At 70.8% G+C, this 25,691-nt stretch carries 20 protein-coding genes; 14 read left to right on the forward strand and 6 right to left on the reverse strand.

Features of this window, described 5'->3' with window-relative positions:
• The first annotated feature begins 359 nt into the window (after positions 1–359).
• Positions 360–2,789, forward strand: a complete 2,430-nt coding sequence (locus tag ACFWM2_RS00480) for an SWIM zinc finger family protein (protein WP_383274023.1) — start codon at positions 360–362, stop codon at positions 2,787–2,789.
• 228 nt (positions 2,790–3,017) lie between these two features.
• Here the strand turns inward: ACFWM2_RS00480 and ACFWM2_RS00485 are convergent, their stop codons facing one another.
• Together ACFWM2_RS00485 and ACFWM2_RS00490 are read right to left on the reverse strand one after the other, a co-directional pair.
• On the reverse strand, positions 3,018–3,755 hold the full coding sequence (locus ACFWM2_RS00485) for an alpha/beta fold hydrolase (RefSeq protein WP_383274026.1): 738 nt from the start codon (positions 3,753–3,755) through the stop codon (positions 3,018–3,020).
• Positions 3,695–5,380, reverse strand: a complete 1,686-nt coding sequence (locus ACFWM2_RS00490) for a ribonuclease J (RefSeq protein ID WP_383271428.1) — start codon at positions 5,378–5,380, stop codon at positions 3,695–3,697. The genes ACFWM2_RS00485 and ACFWM2_RS00490 overlap by 61 nt, the downstream gene beginning before the upstream one ends.
• A gap of 680 nt (positions 5,381–6,060) precedes the next feature.
• Between ACFWM2_RS00490 and pcaC the strand changes: the two genes are divergently transcribed.
• The 3 genes from pcaC to ACFWM2_RS00505 all read left to right on the forward strand — a co-directional run bounded on the left by pcaC (position 6,061) and on the right by ACFWM2_RS00505 (position 8,931).
• Complete coding sequence (gene pcaC / locus ACFWM2_RS00495; RefSeq protein ID WP_383271430.1) at positions 6,061–7,374, forward strand: 4-carboxymuconolactone decarboxylase; 1,314 nt, start codon at positions 6,061–6,063, stop codon at positions 7,372–7,374.
• 82 nt (positions 7,375–7,456) lie between these two features.
• On the forward strand, positions 7,457–8,092 hold the full coding sequence (locus ACFWM2_RS00500) for an MBL fold metallo-hydrolase (protein WP_383271432.1): 636 nt from the start codon (positions 7,457–7,459) through the stop codon (positions 8,090–8,092).
• Between the two features lie 59 nt (positions 8,093–8,151).
• A complete protein-coding gene (locus tag ACFWM2_RS00505; RefSeq protein WP_383271434.1) occupies positions 8,152–8,931 on the forward strand; it encodes an exodeoxyribonuclease III in 780 nt (259 codons plus the stop codon).
• A gap of 58 nt (positions 8,932–8,989) precedes the next feature.
• On the opposite strand, the gene ACFWM2_RS00510 is transcribed toward ACFWM2_RS00505, so the two are convergent.
• Complete coding sequence (locus ACFWM2_RS00510) at positions 8,990–10,783, reverse strand: SGNH/GDSL hydrolase family protein (RefSeq protein WP_383271436.1); 1,794 nt, start codon at positions 10,781–10,783, stop codon at positions 8,990–8,992.
• A 293-nt stretch (positions 10,784–11,076) separates the two neighbouring features.
• Between ACFWM2_RS00510 and ACFWM2_RS00515 the strand changes: the two genes are divergently transcribed.
• The 8 genes from ACFWM2_RS00515 (at position 11,077) to ACFWM2_RS00550 (ending at position 20,058) form a co-directional block, all read left to right on the forward strand.
• Positions 11,077–13,323 (forward strand): MMPL family transporter, encoded by a 2,247-nt coding sequence (locus ACFWM2_RS00515; RefSeq protein WP_383271438.1) that lies wholly within the window; start codon positions 11,077–11,079, stop codon positions 13,321–13,323.
• Between the two features lie 133 nt (positions 13,324–13,456).
• Positions 13,457–14,779: a sensor histidine kinase gene (locus ACFWM2_RS00520; RefSeq protein ID WP_383271440.1), complete on the forward strand. Its 1,323-nt coding sequence runs from the start codon at positions 13,457–13,459 to the stop codon at positions 14,777–14,779.
• A complete protein-coding gene (locus tag ACFWM2_RS00525) occupies positions 14,776–15,432 on the forward strand; it encodes a response regulator (RefSeq protein ID WP_383271442.1) in 657 nt (218 codons plus the stop codon). Before ACFWM2_RS00520 ends, ACFWM2_RS00525 begins: the two co-directional genes overlap by 4 nt.
• A 798-nt stretch (positions 15,433–16,230) precedes the next feature.
• Positions 16,231–16,671 (forward strand): DUF6278 family protein, encoded by a 441-nt coding sequence (locus tag ACFWM2_RS00530; protein ID WP_383271444.1) that lies wholly within the window; start codon positions 16,231–16,233, stop codon positions 16,669–16,671.
• Between the two features lie 192 nt (positions 16,672–16,863).
• Positions 16,864–17,607: an amino acid ABC transporter ATP-binding protein gene (locus tag ACFWM2_RS00535; protein WP_383271446.1), complete on the forward strand. Its 744-nt coding sequence runs from the start codon at positions 16,864–16,866 to the stop codon at positions 17,605–17,607.
• Between the two features lie 17 nt (positions 17,608–17,624).
• On the forward strand, positions 17,625–18,536 hold the full coding sequence (locus ACFWM2_RS00540) for a glutamate ABC transporter substrate-binding protein (RefSeq protein WP_383271448.1): 912 nt from the start codon (positions 17,625–17,627) through the stop codon (positions 18,534–18,536).
• A gap of 11 nt (positions 18,537–18,547) precedes the next feature.
• A complete protein-coding gene (locus ACFWM2_RS00545) occupies positions 18,548–19,192 on the forward strand; it encodes an amino acid ABC transporter permease (RefSeq protein ID WP_383271450.1) in 645 nt (214 codons plus the stop codon).
• On the forward strand, positions 19,189–20,058 hold the full coding sequence (locus tag ACFWM2_RS00550) for an amino acid ABC transporter permease (protein WP_383271452.1): 870 nt from the start codon (positions 19,189–19,191) through the stop codon (positions 20,056–20,058). Before ACFWM2_RS00545 ends, ACFWM2_RS00550 begins: the two co-directional genes overlap by 4 nt.
• A gap of 39 nt (positions 20,059–20,097) precedes the next feature.
• Here the strand turns inward: ACFWM2_RS00550 and ACFWM2_RS00555 are convergent, their stop codons facing one another.
• On the reverse strand, positions 20,098–21,663 hold the full coding sequence (locus ACFWM2_RS00555; RefSeq protein WP_383271454.1) for an alpha/beta fold hydrolase: 1,566 nt from the start codon (positions 21,661–21,663) through the stop codon (positions 20,098–20,100).
• Between the two features lie 116 nt (positions 21,664–21,779).
• The gene (locus ACFWM2_RS00560; RefSeq protein ID WP_383271456.1) at positions 21,780–22,535 is read right to left on the reverse strand and encodes a hypothetical protein; all 756 of its coding nucleotides are present in this window, start codon (positions 22,533–22,535) and stop codon (positions 21,780–21,782) included.
• 105 nt (positions 22,536–22,640) lie between these two features.
• Here ACFWM2_RS00560 and ggt point away from each other — a divergent pair, with 105 nt between their 5' ends.
• Complete coding sequence (ggt, locus tag ACFWM2_RS00565) at positions 22,641–24,434, forward strand: gamma-glutamyltransferase (RefSeq protein ID WP_383271458.1); 1,794 nt, start codon at positions 22,641–22,643, stop codon at positions 24,432–24,434.
• Between the two features lie 94 nt (positions 24,435–24,528).
• Here ggt and map read toward each other — a convergent pair whose 3' ends face one another.
• Positions 24,529–25,296: a type I methionyl aminopeptidase gene (gene map / locus ACFWM2_RS00570; protein ID WP_383271460.1), complete on the reverse strand. Its 768-nt coding sequence runs from the start codon at positions 25,294–25,296 to the stop codon at positions 24,529–24,531.
• Positions 25,297–25,359: 63 nt separating this feature from the next.
• Here map and ACFWM2_RS00575 point away from each other — a divergent pair, with 63 nt between their 5' ends.
• The gene (locus ACFWM2_RS00575) at positions 25,360–25,611 is read left to right on the forward strand and encodes a helix-turn-helix domain-containing protein (protein WP_383271462.1); all 252 of its coding nucleotides are present in this window, start codon (positions 25,360–25,362) and stop codon (positions 25,609–25,611) included.
• Positions 25,612–25,691 lie beyond the last annotated feature (80 nt).

Consider the following 25,691-nt stretch of genomic DNA (forward strand, 5'->3'; position numbering starts at 1 on the left):
GCACAGTGCGGTCCGCCGACGAGGCCCGGCTTGCTGACGACGTGCGGTCTGTTGGTGAGGCGTCGGGTGGCGATGAGGTGGGGTCTGTTGGTGAGGGGCGGGCTGGCGATGAGGTGGGGTCCGCTGGTGCGGCCCGGCTTGCTGACGACGTGCGGTCTGTCGGTGGGGTGTCGGGTGGCGATGAGGTGGGGTCCACAGGTGCGGCCCGGCTTGCCGGCGAGGCGCGGTCTGTCGGTGAGGTGAGGGCCGCTGACGAGGCGCGGCCTGGTGACGAGGCGCGGCGGGCGTTGCGTGCGGCGCGGGAGCGGGAGGGCCGGGCGGCCGACGAGCACGGGGATTCGGCGGGGGCGGGCGGTGCCGTGCGAGGAGCCCGGGGCGCGTCGCGCACGACGGCTTCCGCGGCCGGCCCCCGCCCGGGAGACGTGGCACGCGAAGCGTTGCGGCGCGCCGCCGAGGCGGGGACCGCCAAGGACTCCGGTGCCGCGCAGGACTCTGGTGCAGCCCAGGACGCCGGTGCCGCGCAGGACTCTGGTGCAGCCCAGGGCGCCGGTGCCGCGCAGGACTCTGGTGCAACCAAGGACGCCGGTTCTGCGCAGGGCTCTGGTGCTCCGGAGGACTCCGGTTCTGCGAAGGACCCTGGTGTCGCGCAGGACTCCGGTGCTGCCAAGGACGTCAGTGTCCCGAAGGACTCCGGTGCGGACTCCGCTTCCTTGCCTGTTCCCGGGCCCGTGTCCGACGGCATCTCTGACGCGCAGGTGGGGAGTGCTGCTGCATCGGAGGAGCCCGCGGCCTCGGGCGGACGTGGCGATGAGGGAACCCCGGGAACCCCGGGAACCCCGGGAACCCCGGGAACCCCGGGAACCCCGGGAACCGCGCGGCCCGCTGACATCGCGCGCGAGGCGTTGCGCGCTGCCCGCGAGGGACAGGCGAAGCAGCGGACGGGGCCCGGATCCAAGGGAGTTGAGGCCCGGCGCCGAACTGCTTCGGAGGCGGCGGCCGGTAAGGGAGGCCGGCAGGAGCCCCGGCACCCGCGCACCGCGGGAAGCCGGGCCCAGGACGTACGGGACCTCCTCGCCGGCGCTTTCCAACTGCCCACGGACGCCTCGCTGGGGGAACCTGCCCCTAGGACTCCGGCCGAGCGGCCCCCAGCTGAGCCCCCCTCCGCGCGCCGAGCCGGTGGCCTGCCTCCAGGGCTGACACCGAGTGGGGATCCGGCCGAGCCGAGGGCCGGTGCGGTTCCCCTCGCGAGGGCCGACAGCGAGGACCTCAGCGGGGACGCCGCGAGTGCCAACGGCCGTACGGGGAGCGGAACTTCAACGACCAGCCAGGCAGACGTCGTCGGCGACCAGGCAGGCGTCGCCATCGACCGGGAGCCGGCGTCCGAGCAACGCGTGCCCCCGCACCCCGACCGCCCCGCACATCGCGATGGTGACCCGGCGGGCGGGGCGCTCTCGGCCGCGTCGACGGCGCCGTACGGCCGAAGCGGCGCGGGGGAGTTCGCGGGTGGGCGTGAGCCGCGGTCCATGGCTTCGCCGGGGCGGGACGGGGAGCTGCGGAGGACCTTCCCCCCGTTTCCGGCGCGGCCGGCCGGTGGGGCGGAGGCGTTCGCGGAGACGTGGTGGGGCAACGCGTGGGTGACGGCGTTGGAGGAGGGGGCGCTGGACCAGGCACGGCTCGCTCGGGGTCGGGGGTACGCCGGGCGGGGGCACGTGGACGCCATCACCGTGACGCCGGGGCTCGTGCTCGCGTATGTGCACGGCAGCAGGCCACGTCCGTATCGCGTGCAGGTCCGGCTGCGGACGCTCTCCGACAGTGACTGGGACCGATTCCTGGACGCCGCCGCCGAGCGCCCCGGGCACATCGCGGCGCTGCTCGACAAGGAGATGCCGCAGTCCCTCGCCGACTGCGGGGCCGCCCTGCTGCCCGGCCCCCGCGATCTGGAACCGCACTGCAGCTGCCCCGATTCCGGCCACCCCTGCAAACACGCGGCGGCCCTCTGCTACCAGACGGCACGTCTGCTGGACGAAGACCCCTTCGTCCTGCTCCTGTTGCGCGGCCGCGGCGAGCGCGAGCTGCTCGACGCCCTGTCCCGGCGCAACGCCGCCCGCGCGGCACGCTCCGCCCAGGAGCGGGAACCGGCGCAGCTGCCCGGCGTACGCGCCACGGACGCCCTCGCTGTCCGCACCTTCCCGCCCCTGCCGGCGCCCCTGCCCCCGCCGCCGCACCCTGAGCAGCCGCCGACGTATCCGGCGGCACCGGGAGGACCGGACCCGTTCGCGCTGGACCAGTTGGCCACCGACGCGGCCGCCCGCGCGCACGCGCTGCTGACCGCAGCGCGGGACCCGGTGGCGGAGCTGACGCTGTGGCAGGACGCGGTGCGGCTCGCGGCCGCCCGCCCCGGCTCCGGCCTGACCGCGGGGACCCGGGCCCTGTACTCCTCGCTCGCCACGGCCACCGGGCGCAGTCCGGCCGAGCTGGCGCGCGCGGTGGCGGCCTGGCGGCAGGGCGGTATCGAGGGGCTCGCCGTGCTCGAAGAGCCCTGGAATCCGCCGGCGGGCCGTTTCGACCGCGCCCGTCCGCTCCTCCTCGCCGCCGACCTCCCTGCCTTCCGGCCCTGGCGCAATCAACTCACCCATCCCCGCGGCCACGTCCAGCTCCGCCTGGGCCACGACGGGCTCTGGTACGCCTACGAGTCCGAACCCGGACAGGACGACTGGTGGCCCCGAGGCACCCCCGACCTCGACCCCGTCGGCGCCCTGACCGGCCTCGGCACCCCGGGCGACCTCTGACGCGAGTCTCGCCCCGTCCGGCTCTTGCACGCCGCTGTGTTTCCTGGACGACGCCGGCGAAGGCTCCGGGCCGCCCGCTGGGGCCGGGCAACGCCGGGAACACCGCGAGCGCCCGTGGCCCGTCAGTGAGAAGCGGAGCAACAGGCCATGCGGGAACGTGGAACCGCACTGGGTGCCGGATGGAATCTGGCAGGTGGAGACTGACGGAAGCCGGTCGCGTCCTGCTCGTCACGTATGCAATGTCGGGTGGGAGGGGTCCGCCCGCAGGAACGGCAGAGCGAGGTCCATGAAGGCCTGCGGGGCCGCCTCGTGGATCAGGTGCCCCACGGGCACGACGGCGAGTCGACCACGAGGAATACGGGAGGCCAACTCGGCCACCCCCTCCTGGGCCACGTGGCTCTGCGGCCCGCCGCCCATGACGAGGGTCTCGGCGGTGACCTCTTCGAGCCGCTCGAGCCACGCCGGCTCAGGAGTGTCGATCTGCGCTCTGACAGCCGTGACCATGTCCCAGTCGAAAGTCAGTTCCCCTTCCGGTCGGGTCAGAAAGGTGCGCTTACGAGGCTGCGGCAGCGGAACGTCCTCCAGTACGAGACGGTCCACGCGCTGTGGATGCTCCTGGGCGAGCAAGTAGGCGACCATCCCGCCCATGGAGTGGCCGATCACATCCACCGTCGCCAGTCCGAGCACGTCCAGAGAGCCGAGGACGTCGTCCCGCATGAGTTCCAGCGTGTACGACCCCGGCCAGTCGCTCCGGCCGTGTCCCCTGAGGTCGAGAGCATGGACCCGCCAGTTCCGAGCGAAGCCGTGCGTCACGGTGTCCCAGTCCGTCGAATCCCTCCCGAGCGCGTGCAGCAGGACGAGCGGCCGGGCCTCCGGCGGACGGAGACCCGAAAGGGAGCCGGCGGTCAGGCGTCGATGATGACGGGGATGATGAGGGGCCTGCGGCGGTGAGTACGGAACGCCCAGTTCGCCACGGCACGGGCGATGAGCTGTTCCAGCTGGTGGGCGTCGCCGACGCCTTCCTGGGCTGCGGTCGCCAGAGTCTTCTCGATGACAGGGATGACCGGTTCGAACGTGGTGTCGTCGTGGACGAACCCGCGGGCCAGGAAGTCGGGAGTCTCGGCCAGGGCGCCCGTGTCGGCATCGACGATCGCCACCACCGTGACCACGCCTTCCTCCGCGAGGGTGACGCGGTCCTTCAGGGACGCCTCGGTGGCGCCGCCGACCGCCATGCCGTCCACGTAGACGTTGCCCGCGGGCACCTTGCCGGTGATCGACGCACGCCCGTTCACGAGGTCGACGACGACGCCGTCCTCGGCGATGACCACCCGCTCGGGATCGACCCCCGTACGGACGGCCAGGTCGGCGTTGGCCTGCAGGTGGCGCCATTCGCCGTGCACGGGCATGACATTGCGGGGCTTGACGATGTTGTAGCAGTACACGAGTTCACCGGCGCTGGCGTGCCCGGAGACGTGCACCTTGGCGTTGCCCTTGTGGACGACATGGGCGCCCCACCGGGTCAGCCCGTTGATCACCCGGTAGATGGCGTTCTCGTTGCCGGGGATCAGGGAGCTGGCGAGCAGGACGGTGTCGCCCTTGCCGATGCGGATCACATGGTCGCGGTTGGCCATCCGGGACAGAGCCGCCATCGGCTCGCCCTGGGATCCGGTGCACACCAAGGTGATCTTGTGGTCCGCCAGCTTCTCCATTTCCTTGGTACTCACGACCAGGCCGCTGGGAACCTTCAGGTACCCCAGGTCGCGGGCGATGCCCATGTTGCGGACCATGGAGCGGCCCACGAAGGCGACCTTGCGGCCGTGCTGGTGCGCGGCGTCCAAGACCTGCTGGATGCGGTGCACATGGCTGGCGAAACTGGAGACGATCACCCGGCGCGGGGCGGTACGCATCACCTGCTCGATCGCCGGGTTCAGGTCGCGCTCGGAGGTGGTGAACCCAGGGACCTCGGCGTTGGTGGAGTCGGTGAGGAAGAGATCAACGCCTTCCTCGCCGAGGCGGGCGAAGGCGCGCAAGTCGGTGATGCGGTCGTCCAGCGGGAACTGGTCCATCTTGAAGTCACCGGTGTGCAGCACCAGCCCGGCCCCGGTGCGGATCGCGACCGCGAGACCGTCCGGGATGGAGTGGTTGACCGCCACGAATTCGCAGTCGAAGGGGCCGAAGCGGCGCCGGTCGCCCTCACGTACCTGCACCGCGCGCGGCCGGATTCCGTGCTCCTTGAGCTTGGCCTCCAGGAACGCCAGTGTCAGCTTCGAGCCCACGACAGGGATGTCGGAGCGCTCTCGCAGCAGATACGGCACGCCACCGATGTGGTCCTCGTGGCCATGGGTGAGCACCACGGCCACGATGTCGTCCAGGCGATCACGGATCGAGGTGAAGTCCGGCAGGATCACGTCCACGCCGGGCTGGGTCTCTTCGGGGAACAGCACGCCGCAGTCGACGATGAGCAGCTTGCCGGCATGCTCGAAGACGGTCATGTTGCGGCCGATCTCACCCAGACCGCCCAGGGCGACGACCCTCAGCCCTCCTTCAGGCAGGGGAGGGGCGGCTTTCAGTTCGGGATGTGGATGACTCATATTCTGACGTTACCGGAGAGTCCGCCGAGGTGATCCACTGGCTGTGCAACCAGCCAGTTCAACCCGGCGTGGCTGCGGCGGTCAGTGGATGGAAGCGGGGCTGCGCCCGCGCCGGCGACGACGAACTCGCGCCTGCTGGATGCGGTCATCGCCGTCACCGAAGGCCTGTCCGGCCAAGCGGACGCGGCCGTCGACCAGCTCGTACGCCGGGTGCGTGCTGCCTGACACTCCCGGACGTTGATCGGCGAACACCTCGGCGTCTCCGTCAGGCGGCCCGCCAGCGGGACGCCGACCGCGTCGACCGGCTCACCGGGGCCCCGCCGGCTGAGGGTCCGGCCCGTGGCAGGGCGGCCGCTGATGACCGCGCCGACAGCCGTGCCCCTCGCGCTGCCCCCCAGCCGCCGGGCCGCGGTCACCCGGCGCATAGGGATCCTGGCCGCCGCCACCATCACTTACGACCTCCGCGAGGCGATTGTCGCGATCGCCGTCGGCCCCCGCGCCTGCGAAGGGTCGGTTCCGGTACCGGTTTGTGGTCGACGCAGGGAACGATCCCGTCACCGGGAAGCGCAAGCAGCTGACCGGGAGGTCACGATGCCGGAGGTGGAGGATCTTCGGTCGGTGGCGGATACATGGGGAGGTCTGGCGAGCGTCTCCACCCCCGTTCCTGCCGAGAATGTGTGATGTGGGAGCGTGAGTGGGTGAGTGAGAAGAGCGCCGAAACCCTGCAATACCGCTTTGACGGGCCAGAAGACGCCCCGGTCCTGATCTTGGGTCCCTCACTGGGTACAACATGGCACATGTGGGACCGGCAGGTTCCGGAGCTGGTGAACCACTGGCGGGTCTTCCGGTACGACCTGCCGGGACACGGGGGTGCCCCCGCGCACCCGGCCGGCTCCGTCACCGAGCTGGCCGGGCGGCTGCTCGCCACCCTCGACGCGCTCGGCGTACAGCGGTTCGGTTATGCCGGATGCGCGCTCGGCGGTGCGGTGGGCGTCGAGCTCGCGCTGCGCCACCCGGAGCGGCTCGCCTCGCTCGGGCTGATCGCCGCCTCGCCCCGCTTCGGCACGGCCGACGAGTTCCGGCAGCGCGGCGTGATCGTCCGCTCGAACGGGCTCGATCCGATCGCCCGTACGTCTCCGGAGCGATGGTTCACCGGCGGGTTCGCCGCGGCCCAGCCGGCGATCACCGAGTGGGCCGTGCAGATGGTGCGCACCACCGACCCCGGCTGCTACATCGCGGCCTGCGAGGCCCTCGCCGGGTTCGACGTGCGGACCGAAATCGCCCGGATCGGAGTGCCGACCCTCGTCCTGGTCGGTTCGGACGACCAGGTGACCGGCCCCGCCGAGGCGCGCACGCTGGTCGCCGGCATACCGGACGCCCGGCTCGCGGTCGTACCCGGCGCCTCCCATCTGGTCCCGGTCGAGCAGCCGGCCGCGGTCACGGACCTGCTGGTACGGCACTTCTCCACCGCCTGGCAGCAGGGCTTCGACTCGACGACCGGCCAGATGGCGATTCCGGCCGCCCCGGTGAAGCCGGTGCTGAATCCGCCCCCGCCGGTCGTGCCCGTCGCCGAGATCGCCGCTGCCGTGGCCCAGCCGGAGGCACTGGGACGCCCCGACCCGTACGACGCCGGGCTCAAGGTGCGCCGCGAGGTGCTCGGGGACGCGCACGTCGACCGGGCGCTGACCTCGGCGGACGCCTTCTCCGGGGACTTCCAGGAGTTCATCACCCGGTACGCGTGGGGCGAGATCTGGGACCGGCCGGGCCTCGACCGGCGCTCGCGCAGCTGCGTCACGCTGACCGCGCTCGTGGCGGGCGGTCACCTCGACGAACTCGCCTTCCACACCCGGGCCGCCCTGCGCAACGGCCTCACCCCCGACGAGATCAAGGAAGTGCTGCTCCAGGCGGCCGTCTACTGCGGTGTCCCGGCCGCGAACAGCGCCTTCAAGGTGGCGCAGGCGGTCATCCGGGAGGAGACCACTCCGCACGAGTGACCGACCGGACGGGTCGTAGCCGGGCAGTGGAAGCACCACTCTGAACAGGCCGCCGCGGGGCCCGGCGGGGCAGGATGGATGCATGAAGCTCACGAAGAAGTCGCATGCCTGCATCCGCCTGGAGAAGGACGGCCGCACGCTCGTCATCGACCCGGGAACCTTCAGCGAGGAGGACGCCGCCGTCGGCGCGGAGGCGATCCTGGTCACGCACGAGCACCTCGACCACTTCAACGAGGAACGGCTGCGGGCAGGCCTCGAGGCGAATCCGGCCGCGGAGATCTGGACCCTGAAGTCCGTCGCGGAGAAGATCTCCACCGCTTTCCCCGGCCGGGTGCACACCGTCGGACACGGCGACACCTTCACCGCCGCTGGCTTCGACGTCCAGGTGCACGGCGAACTCCACGCGGTGATCCACCCGGACATCCCGCGTATCACCAACGTCGGCTACCTCGTCGACGGCGGCCGCGTCTTCCACCCGGGCGACGCGCTCACCGTCCCCGACCAGCCGGTCGAGACGCTGATGCTCCCGGTGATGGCTCCGTGGAACAAGATCGCCGAGGTCATCGAGTACGTCCGCGAGGTCAAGCCCCAGCGTGCGTACGACATTCACGACGCCCTGCTCACGGACCTGGCCCGGCCGATCTACGACAACCAGATCGGCGCGCTGGGCGGCGCCGAGCACCTGCGACTCACGCCGGGTGCGTCCGCCGAGGTCTGAGCCGGGGCCTCCGGGCACCGCAGGACCCGTTGTCATACCTGCCGGGTAGGTTGTGAGGCATGCGCATCGCCACCTGGAACGTGAACTCGATCACTGCCCGACTCCCGAGGCTGCTGGCCTGGCTGGAGAGCAGCGGCACGGACGTGCTGTGCATCCAGGAGACCAAGACCACGGCCGAGGGCTTCCCCGCCGACCAGCTGCGCGAGCTGGGCTACGAGTCCGCGGTCCACGCCACCGGCAGGTGGAACGGAGTGGCGGTGATCTCCCGCGCAGGCCTGGAGGACGTGGTCAGGGGACTGCCCGGCGACCCCGGTTACGAGGGCGTCGAGGAGCCGCGGTCCATCGCCGCCACCTGCGGCCCGGTCCGCGTCTGGTCGGTCTATGTGCCGAACGGCCGGGAGGTGGGCCACCCCCACTACGCGTACAAGCTCCAGTGGTTCGAGGCCCTGAAGGCGGCCGTCGCCGGCGACGCGGCCGGCAGCCGCCCGTTCGCGGTGCTGGGGGACTACAACGTGGCGCCGACGGACGACGACGTCTACGACGTGGCCGCCTTCGAGGGCATCACGCACGTCACGCCCGCCGAGCGCGCCGCCCTGGCCTCCCTGCGCGAGGCGGGCCTGTCGGACATCGTGCCGCGCCCCCTCAAGTACGACCACCCGTTCACGTACTGGGACTACCGCCAGCTCTGCTTCCCCAAGAACCGCGGCATGCGCATCGACCTCGTCTACGGCAACGAGCCGTTCGCCAAGGCGGTCAGCGATGCGTACGTGGACCGCGAGGAGCGCAAGGGCAAGGGCGCGTCGGACCACGCGCCGGTGGTGGTGGACCTCGACGTGTAGGTGACGGGAGCGGGGGCCGGCCGGAGCCAGGCGCCTCGGGGGCGCCCGGGGAAGCGCGTCAGGTCCGGGGCACGAGGGAGCCGAGGTCCACGGAGTCCGCGAGCGCCGCCAGCCCCGCGTCCCCGGGATGCAGATGGTCCCCGCTGTCGTACGCGGGGAGCAGCCGCGCCGGATGCGCGGGATCCCGTAGTACGGCGTCGAAGTCGAGCACCCCGTCGAGGTACTTGCTGTCCCGGACGTTGTCCCGGATCCACGCGTTCACGGCGGTGCGCTGCGTGTCGGCCGCCGCGGTGCACAGGGTTTCGCCCTCGCAGGGCGCGATCGTCGCGGCGAGAACCCGGATCCCGCGGGCGTGGGCCCGGTCCGCGATCTCGCGCAGCCCGGCGACGACCTGGTCCGCGGAGGCGCCCCAGCGCACATCGTTCACGCCCTCGAAGACGAGGGCCGTTCGGGCCGACGTCTGCGCGAGGACATCGCGGTCCAGGCGGTGCAGCGCGCTCACCCCGCCGGTGTCGGTGGAGATCCCGTCGCCGGGATAGCGGTCGGTGACCACACGGTTCGCCGAGATGCCCTGGTTGAGAACGCCATAGTGCGGGACCACATGTTGGTTCCGCAGCCGGGTGGCGAGCACATCGGGCCAGCGGTGGTTGGCACCCTGCGTCGACTTCTCGCCGTCGGTGATGGAGTCGCCGAGCACCACCACGGAGCCGGGGCCGCCGGCCACGTCCACCCCGGTCAGCAGGGGCCAGTTGGTGATCGTGGAGGTGTACGCGTCGGGGGCGGCGTCATCCGCGTGGTCGCCGGGCTCGCTGACGTACGAGCGCTGGACCGCCAGTTGGTGCACGGGTGCCGCCGTCACCGTCCCCGGCAGATGGAAGCTGACGAGCAGGTTGGCGTCCGCCGGCACGTCGAAACCCACCGGATCGCTGAACGCCTGGGCCCCCGCCGGGATCTCGGTCCCGGCCGCGCCGCGGAAGGACAGCGGAACCGGCGGTGCGGCCGCCTGCGCGCCCGTCGCCTGCACGGCCACGCTGGCCCCGCCGATCCGCACGGGGGCGGACGCGAACGTGTTGTCGAGCCGGATCCGCACCCGGGGACCGCCCGCCGACGTGTGCACGACGAGCCGCAGCGTCCGGTCGGTCCAGGGCCCGACGGCGGTGTATCCGGAGGCCGACACTGCCCAAGTCCCCGTCCAGCCCCGCGTCGACGGGCGCACGGCCAGGGCGAACACATGCAGATCCCGGTTCCTGGGCAGCCGGACCGAAGCGACCTCACGGCCGGCCGCGATCGGCACCGTCACCACGTACAGCTTCGCCTTCTGGGCGAGCGGGCCGCCGGGGGTGTTGATGTGCGGCAGCGCCACGGCCTTGGTGGCGAGCGGGCCGCCGCGCCAGTCCGGGGCGCTCAGCCGGTACGAGGAGCCGCTGCCGTTCGTGTATCGCACCGTGCCGGTGCCGGTGCCGCTCAGGTCGGTGCCGCCCGTGCCCGCGACGAGGAACGCGAGCGCGTCGCCGCGGCCTCGTACCCGCACGGACTGACCGTCGGCGCGCACGTTGTCGGGTTCCCCGGCCTCCGCGCGAGGCCGGCTCAACCGCGCTCCCTGGACGGTCAGCGCACGTCCGGGGGTCCAGCCGGCGGCCGTCAGATCCTGCGCCGACAGGGAGCTGCCGGAACCGTCGAAGTCCGCCTCGCCCGGCCGTGTGTCGTCGCTGACCGCGGTGTTGTCGAAGAGCCGAGCCAAGGAACGCGGCTCCGTTCCGTGCGAGGCGGCCACGGTGTCGGCGTACGCCACCGGTATGCCGCACACGAATCCGACCAGTACCGCGACTGCTCCCCAGAGACATCGGCGCACGCCCGGCTCCTCCCAGAGCGGAAACTGACGTGATGACAGTGCCCCATGAAGCTAGGGAGACGACGCGTGCACGTCAATGTGAGGCGGGTGCCCACCAGTTGTCGGCGAACGCCGCTCACAACAGCCGCGGGCCCACCTCCACTGGAGGGTGGAGAGGGCCTAGTACCCCGGTACTAGTCACCCCGGCCGTTTTCACTTCCCCGGTGCTGCGGATGCGAGGAAACGCGCTCTTAGCGTGAAGGCGTGGGTCGCGCAGGCCCTCCTCTTTCTATCGAACCTGGTGGGAGTACTCCATGGCCACCTTCCTCTACCGGCTGGGCCGGTTCTCGTTCAGGCGGCGACGGCTCGTTCCGATGCTGTGGATCGCTGTCCTGGCGACCGTCGGCATCGGTGCCATGAGTGTCACGACGAGCACGTCCGACAGCTTCAGCCTCCCCGGCACGCAGTCGCAGAAGGCGATCGACCTGCTGGAGAAGGAGTTCCCACAGGCATCGGCCTCCGGCGCCACCGCGCGCGTGGTGTTCGAGGCACCGGACGGCCGCACGCTCACCTCCGGCGCCGACAAGACCCAGGTCCAGTCGCTGATCGCCGACCTCCATAAGGCACCCCAGGTCGCGAACGTCTCCGACCCCTACCAGAGCGGCCTGATCAGCAAGTCCCGCACCATCACCTACGCCCAGGTCACCTACAAGGTCGGCCAGCCCGACATCACCGACGCAGCCCGCGACGCGCTGCACTCCGTGGTCGATCAGGGCGAGAAGGCGGGCCTGGCGGTCAGCCTGGGCGGCAACGCCGTACAGGAGAAGGGCGGCGGAGGCGCGAGCGAGCTGATCGGTCTGCTGATCGCGGCCGTGGCGCTGGTCATCACCTTCGGGTCGATGCTCGCGGCCGGGCTGCCGCTGCTCACGGCAGTCTTCGGGGTCGGGGCGGCGGTCTGCGCCATCACGGTCGCGAGCGCGTTCTTCGACCTCAGCTCGACCGCCTCGACGCTGGCGCTCATGCTGGGCCTGGCGGTGGCCATCGACTACGCCCTGTTCATCGTCTCCCGGTACCGCAGCGAGATCCGGGACGGCCACGAACCGGAGGAGGCCGTGGGCCGCGCGCTGGGCACCGCCGGTTCCGCGGTGGTGTTCGCCGGTCTCACCGTCGTCATCGCCCTGGCCGGCCTGAGCATCATCGGCATCAGCATGCTGACCACCATGGGCCTGGGCGCCGCCTTCGCGGTCGTCGTCGCCGTACTGATCGCGCTGACCCTGCTGCCCGCGATGCTGGGCTTCGCCGGGATGCGGATCATGGGCAGCCGGTTCACCAGCCGCCGGATGCGCGCCCTGCAAGAGGGCGGCAAGGGTGAGACGACAGGCGTGCGCTGGGCGCGGTTCGTGACCCGCAACCCGGTGAAGATGCTGCTCGTCTCCGTCGTCGGACTCGGCGTCCTGGCCATCCCCGCACTGTCGATGCGCCTGTCCCTGCCCGACGACAGCATGTCCTCGCCGGGCACCAGCGAGCGCATCGCCTACGACACGATCACCAAGGGCTTCGGCGACGGCTACAACGGCCCGCTGACCGTGGTCATCGACGGCCAGGGCAGCAGCGACGCCAAGACGGCGGCGCAGGACGCGGTCGCCCGGCTCGGCAAGATGTCCGACGTCGCCGCCGTACGCCCCGCGGTGTTCAACCAGAACGGCGACGTGGCCCTGATCTCCGTCGTACCGAAGAGCTCGCCCAGCAGCGAGGCCACCGTCGACCTGGTCTCCGAGATCCGCGACCGGGGGCCCGCCCTGAAGAACGACACCGGCGCCGAACTGATGGTCACCGGCACGACCGCGCTGAACATCGACGTGTCCGGCAAGCTCAGCGGCGCCCTGATCCCCTACCTGGGCGTGGTCGTCGGCCTGGCCCTGGTCCTGCTGCTCCTGGTGTTCCGCTCGATCCTGGTCCCGCTCAAGGCCGCCCTCGGCTTCCTGCTCAGCGTGCTCGCCACGCTCGGTGTCGTGGTCGCGGTGTTCCAGTGGGGCTGGCTGGCGGACGTGTTCGGCGTCGACCAGACCTCGCCGATCGTGAGCGTGCTGCCGATCTTCATGATCGGCGTGGTGTTCGGGCTCGCCATGGACTACGAGGTGTTCCTGGTGACCCGGATGCGCGAGGAGTACGTCCACGGGGCCGAACCCACGGAGGCGGTGATCGCGGGCTTCCGGCACGGGGCCCGCGTGGTCACGGCCGCCGCGATCATCATGATCTCCGTGTTCGCCGGGTTCCTGCTGGACGACGTGGCACTGATCAAGTCGATCGGCCTGGGCCTCGCCTCCGCCGTCCTCTTCGACGCGTTCGTCGTCCGGATGACGCTCGTGCCCGCGGTCATGACCCTGCTCGGCCGCCGTGCCTGGGCGCTGCCCGCACGGCTGGCACGAGTGCTGCCCAACGTGGACGTCGAGGGCGAACGGCTGCGCCACCTGCTGGCCGAGCCCCAGGACGACGGCGACGACGGCTCCGTCGGCACCGACGAGGCGCGTGTGTCGTCCGGCGCCACCGGCAGGAGCTGAGGGAGCGGCCGTACGATCCACACGAGGACGCCGATCACGGCCGTACGCCTCCCGTCCCTGTCGACCACACCGTCCCCGCCCACCGGTCTCTCCCCCCCCGGGACCGGCGGGCGGCCCGCCTGCACCGTGGAGGGTGTCCCACGTGACCGCACCGCCGACGGACCGGTCCGTCCATCCCGAGAGCCTGATCGGACGGACCCGGCTGGGCGACTCCGAGTACCGGTCGGTCGTCCGGCTGCTCACCTGGCTGGGGCGGATGCGGGCGGCCGATGTGGCCCATCCGAGGGCCAGGCGGTGGGGGGTTCCTGCCCTCTACACCCTCGGCGGCGTTCCGGCCCTGGTACGCGCGGCCCACGACTCCGGCCCCGCCTTCGTGCTGATGCTGGCGATCACGGCGGGCTACACCGTGCCGTTGCTGTGGCGGAGGCAGCGGCCCGTGCTGGTCTTCGCCTTCCTGGCCGTCCTCTCCGAGGTGTCCCTGTTCCTGGGCGTCGACTCGGGTGCGAGCGCCACTCAGCTGGTGGCACTGCTCAACCTGGGGCGCTTCGGGGCTCCCGGTCAGCTGGCCGTCGCCGTCGCGTACACCCTCACGCAGACCTTCGTGTCGTTCGTCTTCTTCAACGGCGGCGCCAGGATGTCGAACGACGATGCCAGCACCCCGGTGCTGGCGTTCCTCGCCGTGGTCGCCGTGCTGTCGATGGCCGCGCTGGGTCTGGCCGGAAAACTGGTGAACGCCTACGTCGAGGCCCTCCAGGAACACGCCGTACGTCTGGAAATGGAGCGCGACCAGCGGGCCCAGCTGGCCACGGCCACCGAACGCGCCCGTGTCGCCCGGGAGATGCACGACATCCTCGGCCACACCCTCGCGGTCATCGTCGGCCTCGCGGGCGGCGCCGCCGGACTCGCCGAGACCAAGCCGAAGCGGGGCGCGGACACGCTGCGGATCATCGCCGAGAGCGGGCGCGGCGCCCTGGCCGAGCTGCGCCGGCTGCTCGCCGTCATCCACGACGACGAGCCCGGCGACACTCCGCTCGCACCCCAGCCCGGGCTGGCCGATCTGGGCGCCCTGATGGAACGGGTCCGGGCCGCGGGCCCCGCCGTCACCCTGCACATCGAGGGCGAACTCACCGGTCTCGTCGAGGGACTTCAGCTCGCCGTCTACCGCATCGCGCAGGAAGCCCTCACCAACACGCTCAAGCACGCAGCACCGAACACGACGGTCGAGGTCACGATCGCGGCCGGCCCGGAGGCGGTGCGCGTCACCGTCGTGGACACCGGCCCGCATCGGACACCCGGCACCGACGAACACGGCAAGGGCCTGGTCGGCATGCGCGAGCGGGCCGCGCTCTACGGCGGACGGGTCGCCGCGGGCCCCAACTCCCGTGGCGGCTGGACCGTCCGCGCCGTCCTCCCCGCCTCGGCCGCCCCCCGCCTCACGGAGGAGCACCCGGTATGACCACCGTCCTCATCGTCGACGACCAGGCACTGCAACGCCTCGGCTTCAGCATGCTCATCGAGCAGTACCCCGACCTGAGCACCATCGGCGAGGCCACGCACGGCGTCGAGGCGATCCGGCTGGCGGCCGAACTGCGCCCCGACGTCGTCCTGATGGACGTCCGCATGCCCAGCATGGACGGCATCGAGGCCACTCGCCGGATCGTGCAGTCCGGCGGCCGGTCCCGTGTCCTGGTGCTGACCACCTTCGACCTCGACGAGTACGCGTACGCCGCGCTGCGCGCCGGGGCCAGCGGCTTCCTCCTCAAGGACGCGCTGCCCGAGGAACTCGTCGCGGGCATCCGCGCGGTGGCCGCCGGGGACGCCGTCATCTCTCCCGGTCTGACCCGCAAGCTCATCGACGCCTTCGGCGACCGCATGCCCGGCCGCACCCCCGAGCAGGACCGCCGCCTCGAGACCCTCACCGACCGCGAGCGCGAGGTACTCACCGTCATGGCCTCGGGCTGGAGCAACACCGAGATCGCCGAACGCCTCTGCCTGGCCGAGTCCACGGTCAAGTCCCACGTCAGCCGCATCCTCGCCAAGATCGGCGCCCGGGACCGCGTCCAGGCGGTGATCTTCGCGTACGACGCCGGGCTGGTACGGCCGGCTTGAGGTGAGCCGGGGTGAGCCCCGGGCCGGCGCGACGACCGTGGCAATCGGCATCTGGAGCAAGGGCGGGTTGGAGGGGGTGGCTCAACTCCTCAACTACGTCGCCGCCACCGGGGACAAGTTCGCGTCCGGACGGATCCCACGTGCCGTCCACCCAACGCCGCGCAGCCGTCCCGCCGTATCAACAGGGCGCTGACACCGGGGAGTTCAGGCAGAACTGTGCCGACCCGGACCGGGCTCATCCGGGAGCCCGGACCTCGGCGAGCGCGGTGCCGCCGCCGCCGTCGCCGAGGCCGAGCAGCGCGAAGCGGCGTCCCGCATCGGCGAATAGAGCCGTACGGGGCGGCAGCGAGCCGGGGAACCGTCAGCCCGTATCCGCCGGCCGGTCACATCCCGAGCACGCCAGGGGTTCCGCACCGGGAGCAGTCGGCGCGCAGGCCCGGGATCGCCTCGCCGGCGAACCTACGGATCCGGCGGGGCGAGAGGGCCTTCGACAGGGCGGTGCGGCGCAATGTGGGTCGGCGCCGTGCCGCCACGTTCACGGGATCCGCGGCGCAGCGGCGCCGGAAGTCGTCGCCCTCATCGGGAGGTGGCGCCGTGGTGACCGGGGCAGGCGCGACGGGGACGCGGGGATCGCGGCCCGGTTGTGTGGATCCGCGGGAGCCGCGAGGTGGATGATTCCGTGATCAACTGCCCCGGGATACATTCGCGGGCATGTCGGGAAAGTGGAATCGACAGAAACGCGGGGCCATCGGGAACGCGGACTCGTCGGCGATCGTTTCCCTCGTGGAGAGGCCGGTCATGAACATCCCCTTCTTGGACAAGTGGCGCAAGCGGCACCCCGCGGAGCAGAGTCGTGTGCTCGCCGCGGCCTTCGAGGACGACCCGGAGGGCGTGGCCGATCTGCTCTCCGAGTGCGAGCTGCTGCGCTCCCAGGCGTCGGCGGCCGGGCTCGAACTGGACGACTCCCCGGCGTCGTTGGCCGCGCTCGACCAGCTGCTGCCCCGCTGGCGCGACGACGCGGAAGCCCTGCCCTGGCTCGGCAACGACGCGGGTCTCTACCTCGGCACGGTCGTGGTCCGCACGGTCACCGGCGCCGCCTGGCACGTGTGGCCCGGCGGCAGTCCGGTGGTGCGGCTCGCCTCCGGCCGTGAGATCCCGGTCGTCGAGGCGGGCCTGGACTGGGCCGTGCAGGGCGTCCCCCAGCTGTCGCAGGTGTACGCGGAAGCCGCCGAGGCGTAGGGCCTGTCCGACGGATCATGCGGGTGCGTGGCCTGGCGCACCCCCCTGCGGCGTTGCCTCGACGAGCCACCCTTCACCCCAGTTGTCGTAAATACGGCTAATGCCCGAAAAGTGCGTGTCGTGCGCTAAGTCAGTTCTTGTCTGGATAGTTTGCGGCAACTGCGACACAGCTGAGAGTGAGTAGGGCTGGGGATGGCCGTCGATCCACTGATCGAACTGCATGACGTGAACAAGTACTACGGCGAGCTGCATGTCCTGCAGGACATCAACCTCACCGTCGCCAAGGGGGAGGTGGTCGTCGTCATCGGCCCTTCGGGGTCGGGCAAGTCGACTCTGTGCAGGGCGATCAACCGGCTGGAGACGATCGAGTCCGGGGCGATCAAGCTCGACGGCCGCCCGCTGCCGGAGGAGGGCAAGGAACTCGCCAAGCTCCGCGCCGAAGTCGGCATGGTCTTCCAGTCCTTCAACCTCTTCGCCCACAAAACGGTGCTGCAGAACGTCACGCTGGCCCAGATGAAGGTGCGCGGACGCAAGAAGGAGTCGGCCGACAAGCGCTCGCGTGAACTCCTCGACCGGGTCGGCCTCGCCTCACAGGCGCCCAAGTACCCGGCCCAGCTCTCCGGTGGACAGCAGCAGCGCGTGGCCATCGCCCGCGCCCTCGCCATGGACCCCAAGGCCCTCCTGTTCGACGAGCCGACCTCGGCCCTCGACCCGGAAATGATCAACGAGGTCCTGGAGGTCATGCAGCAACTCGCCCGCGACGGCATGACCATGATCGTCGTCACTCATGAGATGGGCTTCGCGCGCTCCGCCGCCAACCGCGTCGTGTTCATGTCCGACGGCCGCATCGTCGAGGACCGCACCCCCGAGGAGTTCTTCACCAACCCGCGCAGCGACCGCGCCAAGGACTTCCTCTCCAAGATCCTCAAGCACTGAGCGGGGGAGTGCACCGCATGATCCGTACGACACGTGTGTGCCTTGCCCTAGCGGCCCTCGCGGTGCTGACCGCCACCGCCTGCGGCAAGGAGGGCAGCCCCCCGGCCAAGGGGCCGGCCGCCGGGAAGCTCCCCAACTACCAAGTGGCACAAGGCTTTCAGCTCACCGACTCGGCCACCTGGCGGCGGGCGCGCCAGCGCGGCCACTTCACTGTCGGCGCCAAGGAGGACCAGCCCTACCTGGGCGAGAAGGACCCGGCGGGCGGCGGCTACTCCGGCTTCGACATCGAGATCGCCAAGATGATGTCGGCCTCGCTCGGCTTCGCCCCGAAGACGGTCCGCTTCAGGACGATCGCCTCCGCCAACCGCGAAACGGCCCTGCAGAACGGGCAGATCGACTACTACGTCGGCACCTACACCATCAACGACATGCGCAAGAAGCTCGTCGGGTTCGCCGGCCCCTACTACCTGGCCGGTCAGGGGCTGCTCGTGCGCACCGACGAGCACGACATCACCGGACCCCAGGACCTCGCCGGCAAGCGCGTCTGCTCGGCGGCCGGTTCGACCCCGTACCAGCGCATCAAGTCGGACTACCCGAAGGCGACGCTCGTCGCGTACGACACCTACTCGGTCTGCGTCGACAACCTGCTCACCTACCAGGTCGACGCCGTCACCACCGACGACGCGATCCTGATCGGCTACGCGGCGAAGGTGCCCGACGAACTCAAGGTCGTCGGCAAGCCCTTCTCCCAGGAGCCGTACGGCATCGGTGTACCGCACGGCGACACCGTGCTGCGGCTCGCGCTCGACGACGCATTGGAGGCCCGGGAGAAGAACGGCGACTGGAAGAAGGCCTACGAGGCGACGCTCGGCCTGTCCGGCGTGCCCGCCCCCACCCCGCCCGCGATCGACCGCTACCCGGCGAGCTGAGCGAGGCCGACGTGAACGTACTGACAGACAACTTCTCCACCTTCGGCGACGGATTCCTCGGCACAGTCGAACTCACCGTGTACGCCTCGCTGTTGGCGCTCGTGCTCGGATTCCTGATGGCGTCGTTCCGGGTCGCCCCGGTCGGCTCCCTGCGGGTCTTCGGCACGGTGTGGGTGACGGTGCTGCGCAACACACCGCTCACCCTGCTGTTCTTCGCGGTGCTGCTCGGGCTTCCGCGCTTCGGACTCGTCCTGCCCTTCGAGGTGTTCGCCGTCCTGGCGCTCGGCTGCTACACCTCGGCCTTCATCTGCGAGGCGCTGCGCTCCGGCATCAACACCGTGCCGAAGGGGCAGGGGGAGGCGGCCCGCAGCCTCGGGATGACCTTCAGCCAGACCCTGTCCGTGGTCGTCCTGCCACAGGCCTTCCGCTCCGTGATCCCGCCGGTCGGCTCCACGCTCATCGCCCTCGCCAAGAACTCGGCGATCGCCGGGGCGTTCAGCGTCACCGAGCTGCTCGGCACGTACAAGACGCTCAGCGAGCTCGGTTACAACATCATCTGGACCTTCGTCTGGATCGCCGTCGGCTATCTGATCGTCACCCTCGCCATCAGCGCGATCTTCAATGTCCTCGAAAAGCGCTGGGGAGTCGCCCGATGACCGCCAGAGCCCTTGTGGCCAACGCCCTCTACGACTTTCCGGGACCGAGGACCCGGCATCGGCACCGTCTCTACGGCCTGCTGTCCACCGCGCTGATCCTCGCCCTGATCGGCTGGATCCTCTATCTCCTGTTCGACACCGACCAGTTCACCTACACCAAGTGGATGCCCTTCGAGTACAAGGGCATCCAGGAGCTGCTGCTGCGAGGCCTCGGCAACACGCTCAAGGCCTTCGGGATCGCCGCGGTGCTCTCGCTGGCACTGGGCGGCATCCTGGCGGCGGGCCGTCTCTCGGACCACCGCCCGGTGCGCTGGCCGGCCACGCTGATCGTCGAGTTCTTCCGGGCCATGCCGGTACTGGTGATGATCTTCTTCGTCTTCGTCGCACTGAAGGTGCAGCCGCTGCCCGCGCTCGTCACGGGGCTCACGCTCTACAACGGCTCGGTCCTCGCCGAGGTCTTCCGCTCGGGGGTGAACTCCGTCGAACGCGGCCAGCGGGAGGCGGCGTTCGCGCTCGGCATGCGCAAGACCCAGGTCATGTCGCACGTCCTCGCGCCGCAGGCCGTACGGGCCATGCTGCCCGCCATCATCAGCCAGTTGGTGGTGGCACTGAAGGACACCTCGCTCGGATTCCTCATCACCTACGAGGAGTTCCTCCACGCCGGGAAGCTGATCGCGTCGAACCTCGACTACGATTTGCCGTTCATCCCCGTGGTGATGGTGATCTCGCCGATCTACATCGGGATGTGCATGCTGCTCTCCTGGTTCGCCCAATGGGTGTCCAGGCGTGAGCAGCGCAGTCCCAAGACCGAGGCCGTGGACGTGGCACCGGCCGAACCAGGGACGCTGCTGCCGGGTGTGCAGTAGCTGAGAGGGCCAGGCCCGCCCGGCAGCAGCCGGAGATCACTACTCGCGCAGGGGCACCGACACATACGAAGGGTCGTGCTCCGGTGAGGAGAAGGTCAGCTGCGCGCCGGACGGGTTGTGCTCGATGTAGAGCGGGTCGACCGTGTCGACGACCAGGGCGAGCCGATGCCCTGCCGGGACGTCGTAGGCCGTGGAGAACAGCTCCAGGTCGACGCCGAACGGCTTGCCGGGCGTCTGCCCGTGGAAGGTGTACGGCGCATGGCTGACCAGCTTGCCGAGGCCGAGCGGGCCCACGTCGTAGAGGTACGCGACGAGGGTGCCGCTCTCCTTGGTGCCGGTGACCGTCGTGTGCAACTTGGTCGTACCGCGGACCTGTTGGGCGCTCGCGTACCTCGCCGACTGCCACACGGCCGCCCAGCGGCGCGGCAGTAGCGGGATGGACGCCATCGGGGGCAGCTGGGCCAGTTGGTCGAGAATGCTGGAGAGGAAGATGACCCCGCCGTCCGCGCCGGAGTCCACGTTCGCGTGGATCGTGGTGGTGCCCGCCAGGGAGATCTTCTTGCGGGTGGCGGCGACCGACTTCCAGTCCGGATAGCCCTCGTAGCCGCCCGTGGAACGGGACTTGAGCTGCACCGGCTGCTCACGGTCGATGCCGTTGTCCTCGCCCTTGAGGTAGTGGTCGAACCAGCGCTCGGTGTCCGTCCACACGTCGTTGGGGAGCCCGAACAGGCCGGTCACCTCGGCGGTGGCATGGTCGCCGGGCCGGTACTCCAGCCTCTTCGGCCCGGTCAACTCCTCGTAGAACTTGACGCTCTGGTTGGGCGGGAAGATCGTGTCGCCCCAGCCGTTGGCCAGCATGATGGCCGCGCCGTTGGCGTTGATCTGGTCGATGTAGGTCTGGGGGGAACGTTTCTTCCCCCAGGCGATCAGTGCCGGTTCCGCGGACAGGTTCGAGCTGAAGAAGTCCTTGAACACCTGCTGGAGTTCGGCGCTGGGGTGACCGGTGATGGTGCCGGCGCCGTCCAGCAGTGCGCCGGCCTGGAAGTGCTGGGTGCGGCCCGAGTAGATCGAGTCGATGAGGTCCGCCCAGCCGCTGAGCGAGGCGACCGCCTTGATCCGCTTGTCGTGGGCGGCGGCGAGCAGGCTGATGCCGGCCCCGTACGACATGCCCGCCATGCCGACCTGGCGCTTGTTCGCGGGGGTGTTGGCGAGCGCCCAGTCGATGACCTTGGACGCGTCGGCCACGTCGGGCGGTCCGGCGACTTCTATCTCCCCGCCGGACTGCCAGAAGCCGCGGACGTTGTAACTGACCACGACATAGCCGGAGTCGGCGAGTTTCTGGGCCTGGGCGAGGTACTCGACCTGGGGCAGGCTCCAGCTCGTGGGCAGCACGATGAGCGGATACGTCCGCGAGCTGTCGGCGTTCGCGGGCGTGACGACGTTGGCCTTGAGGACCGTGCCGCCGTCTCCGGTGATGTCGACGAAACGTACGGGGTTCGGTGCCGCCTGGGCGGCGGGGGTGAGCCCGAGGGCGGTGCCGGCGATCAGTGTCGCCGAAACGGCGCCTACCGCGGTGGTACGCAGGGCCTTGCGCGGGTGTCCCACGGGCCACTCCTCACTCGTGTCAGTGGAAAGTGACCCGACGGTAACCTCGGCCTCTTACCGGAAGTAACCCGTCGGTAAGTTACGCGGTAGTAACGATTGTTCAATGGTGATGAAACCTAGGAGGCGCGATGTGAGTTCCGGGCGGAAACGGTGGGCGCCGGGGCCTGCGCCGTCCGTGTGACGTCCGCGACCAGTTCGACGACATCGGGGCCGTACGCCTGGGAGTTGACGACCTTCAGCAGCAGTACGAAGGGGTTGCCGCCGTATTTGCGGGCCAGCCGTTCGTGGTTGCGGGCGAGATACCGGGTCGCCGCCTGGTTGGTGATCGCGCGCTGGCCGCAGAAGAGGAAGACGGGCCTCGCGCCGCGCCCGAGGTCCGCGGTGAGCCGCGCGAGAACCACGTACTCGCCCCGGCCGGACTCCAGGCGGTAGCGCTCGGTGCCGATCTGGAAGGCGCCGCGGTCCGGGCCCGGTTCGGGGTCGGTGTTGACCTGTATGCCCGGCAGCAGCGAGTGGAGGTGGGCGGCCATACGCCGGTTCGACGCCGGGCCCCCGACGCAGAACTCGGTGCGCTCGCCGAACCCCTGCTGGGCCGCGTCGTGCGCGACGACCTGGGCGTGCGCGCCGCAGTCCTTGATCAGTGCCGAGAGCTCCAGGAGCGCGAACACGTCGTGGCGCATCACGGTGAGTTCGGGGCCGCCGGCCTCACGGTTGACCACGAGGAGCGACTCCGAGTTGTCGGGCAGCCCGAAGAAGGCCTGCTTGCGGCGGAGTCTGCGCTTCCACAGATAGGTGCGGGCGAGCCAGCCCAGGCAGGCGCTGATACCGGCGGCGGCCACGCCGAGGACGATGTTGCGCACGTCGTCATTCATGGGCGCGCATGCTAGCGGTCGTACGGAACAGTGTTCGAGGGGCGGTCCTGACGTGACCTCGGCGAAGAAGTACGCTGCGCGGACTGCCGTTGTCTGGAGGTACGGATGCGTCGCCCTGTCGCACGGAATGTGGCGGTTCTGGCGGTCTCGGCCGCCATGGTGTCGGTCGGAGCGGCGGCGCCGCCCCCGGCCTCCGCCGCGGACAAGACGCCGGTCGCCGTCGGCTACGGCGGCGCGGTGGCGAGCGTGGACGCGGACGCGTCCGCCGCCGGCATCGAGGTGCTGAAGAAGGGCGGCAACGCGGTCGACGCGGCGGTCGCCACGGCGGCGGCCCTGGGCGTCACCGAGCCCTACTCGTCAGGCATCGGGGGAGGCGGCTACTTCGTCTACTACGACGCCAAGTCCCGTACGGTGCACACGATCGACGGCCGTGAGACGGCACCGCTCAGCGCCGACTCCGGTCTGTTCCTGGAGAACGGCAAGCCGCTCGCCTTCGCCGACGCCGTCACCAGCGGACTGAGCGTGGGCACGCCCGGCACGCCGGCCACCTGGCAGACCGCACTGGACAGCTGGGGCAGCGAGCGGCTCGGCTCGCTGCTGAAGCCCGCCGAGCGGAGCGCCCGGGACGGCTTCACCGTCGACGGGACGTTCCGGTCGCAGACCGAGGCCAACCAGGCGCGCTTCAAGGACTTCCCGGCCACGGCCGAGCTGTTCCTTCCAGGCGGCTCGCTGCCGGCGGTCGGCTCGACCTTCAAGAACCCCGACCTGGCGCGCACGTACGAGGAACTGGGCCGTAAGGGGATCGACACCGTCTACGACGGCAAGCTCGGCCGGCAGATCGTCGACACCGTGAACAAGCCGCCCGTGGACCCGGCTTCCGGCCGCGTGGCCCGCCCCGGCAAGCTGTCCGAGAAGGATCTGGCGGCGTACGAGGCGAAGAAGCAGGCGCCGACGAACACGTCGTACCGCGGGCTCAAGGTCTACTCCATCGCGCCCTCCTCCTCCGGCGGCAGCACGGTCGGCGAGGCGCTCAACATCCTGGAGCGGACCGACCTCTCCAAGGCGAGCGAGGTGGAGTATCTGCACCGCTACATCGAGGCCAGCCGGATCGCGTTCGCGGACCGGGGGCGCTGGGTCGGCGACCCCGCCTTCGAGGACGTACCGACGAAGGAACTCCTCTCGCAGCGGTACGCGGACTCGCGGGGGTGCCTGATCAAGGACGACGCGGTGCTGACCAGCCCGCTGGCGCCGGGCGACCCGCGGCACCCGGCGGCGTGCTCCGCGTCGGGCACGGCGGCCCCGACGACGTACGAGGGCGAGAACACCACGCATCTGACCGTGGCCGACAAGTGGGGCAACGTCGTCTCGTACACCCTGACCATCGAGCAGACCGGTGGCAGCGGCATCACGGTGCCGGGGCGCGGCTTCATCCTCAACAACGAGCTGACGGACTTCTCCTTCGCGCCGGCCAACCCGGCCGTACACGACCCGAACCTGCCCGGCCCCGGCAAGCGTCCGCGTTCGTCGATCTCCCCGACGATCGTGCTCGACCGCCACAACCAGCCGGTCGTGGCCCTCGGTTCGCCCGGCGGCGCGACCATCATCACCACCGTGCTGCAGACCCTGACCGGCTTCCTCGACCGGGGGCTCCCGCTCGTCGACGCGATCGCCGCGCCCCGCGCCAGCCAGCGCAACGCGGCGACGACCGAACTCGAACCCGGCCTCTACGACAGCGCGTTGCGCACGCAACTGGAGTCCATCGGCCACTCCTTCAAGCTGAACCCGGAGATCGGCGCGGCCACCGGGGTGCAGCGGCTGCCGAACGGCAAGTGGCTCGCGGCGGCGGAGACCGTGCGCCGGGGCGGCGGGTCGGCGATGGTGGTGCGACCGGCGTCATAGGCGGGGACGACCGTTCTGCTCTTCGGGGCCCGGCCGGCGGCCGGGCCCCGGTGTCGTACCAGCGGGCCGTCAGGGCGCGCGGGCCCGCGTCCCTCTAGCGGGCCGTCAGGATGCGCGGGCCCGCGTCCGTGATCGCCACGGTGTGTTCCGCGTGGGCGGCGCGGGAGCCGTCGTCGGTGCGCAGGGTCCAGCCGTCGGGAGCCGCGTGGAAGCCGTCGGTGCCGCCGCCGATGAGCATGGGCTCGATGGCGATGACCATGCCGTGGCGCAGGGGGAGTCCGCGCCCGGGCCGGCCCTCGTTCGGAACTCCAGGGTCCTCGTGCATATGGCGGCCGATGCCGTGGCCGCCGAAGCCGTCCGGGATGCCGTACCCCGCGGCGCGGCACACCGTGCCGATGGCGTGCGCGATGTCGCCGATGCGGTTGCCGACGCGTGCCGCCGCAATGCCCGCCGCCAGGGCGCGCTCGGCCGTCTCGACGAGGAGAACGTCGGCGGGGCGCGGCTTGCCCACGACGAAGCTGATCGCCGAGTCGCCCACCCAGCCGCCCAGTTCGGCACCGAAGTCGAGGGAGACCAGGTCGCCGTCGCGCAGCCGGTAGCCGGTCGGGACGCCGTGCACGATCGCCTCGTTCACGGACGTGCAGAGCACCGCCGGGAACGGGGTGGGGGCGAAGGAGGGCCGGTAGCCGAGGAACGGGGAACTCGCGCCCGCGTCCCGCAGCACCTGGTGCGCCACCTCGTCCAGCTCCAGGAGGGAGACGCCCACGGCGGCGGCCTCCCGTGCCGCCGTGAGCGCCCGGCCCACCACTTGTCCGGCCTCGTACATCGCGTCGATCGACGTATCCGTCTTCAGTTCCACCATGCCAATTACTATACCGGTCGGCGCCCTATTCTTATAACGGTCCCCGGGATTAGGATGGGGCCCATGGTGCGCACCCCTCTGACCCCGGAAGAGCATGAACGCGGCGAGCGGCTCGGGCGGTTGCTGCGCGAGGCCCGTGGCCGTCGCAGCATGGCCGACATCGCCGCGAGCGCCGGGCTCTCCGCCGAGACCCTCCGCAAGATCGAGACCGGTCGTGCCCCGACGCCCGCCTTCTTCACGGTCGCCGCGCTGGCACGGGTGCTGGGGCTGTCCCTGGACGAGGTCGCGGGGCATTGCGTCCTGGCGGCGGTGTGAGGAGGCGTGCGAGAGGTTGCGCATCGAAGTGACGTGATCCGTGGGAGGGCACTGCGCCCGGTCTGAAAACTCCTCGTAGC

The organism is Streptomyces sp. NPDC058371 (assembly GCF_042723265.1).
Lineage (GTDB): Bacteria > Actinomycetota > Actinomycetes > Streptomycetales > Streptomycetaceae > Streptomyces.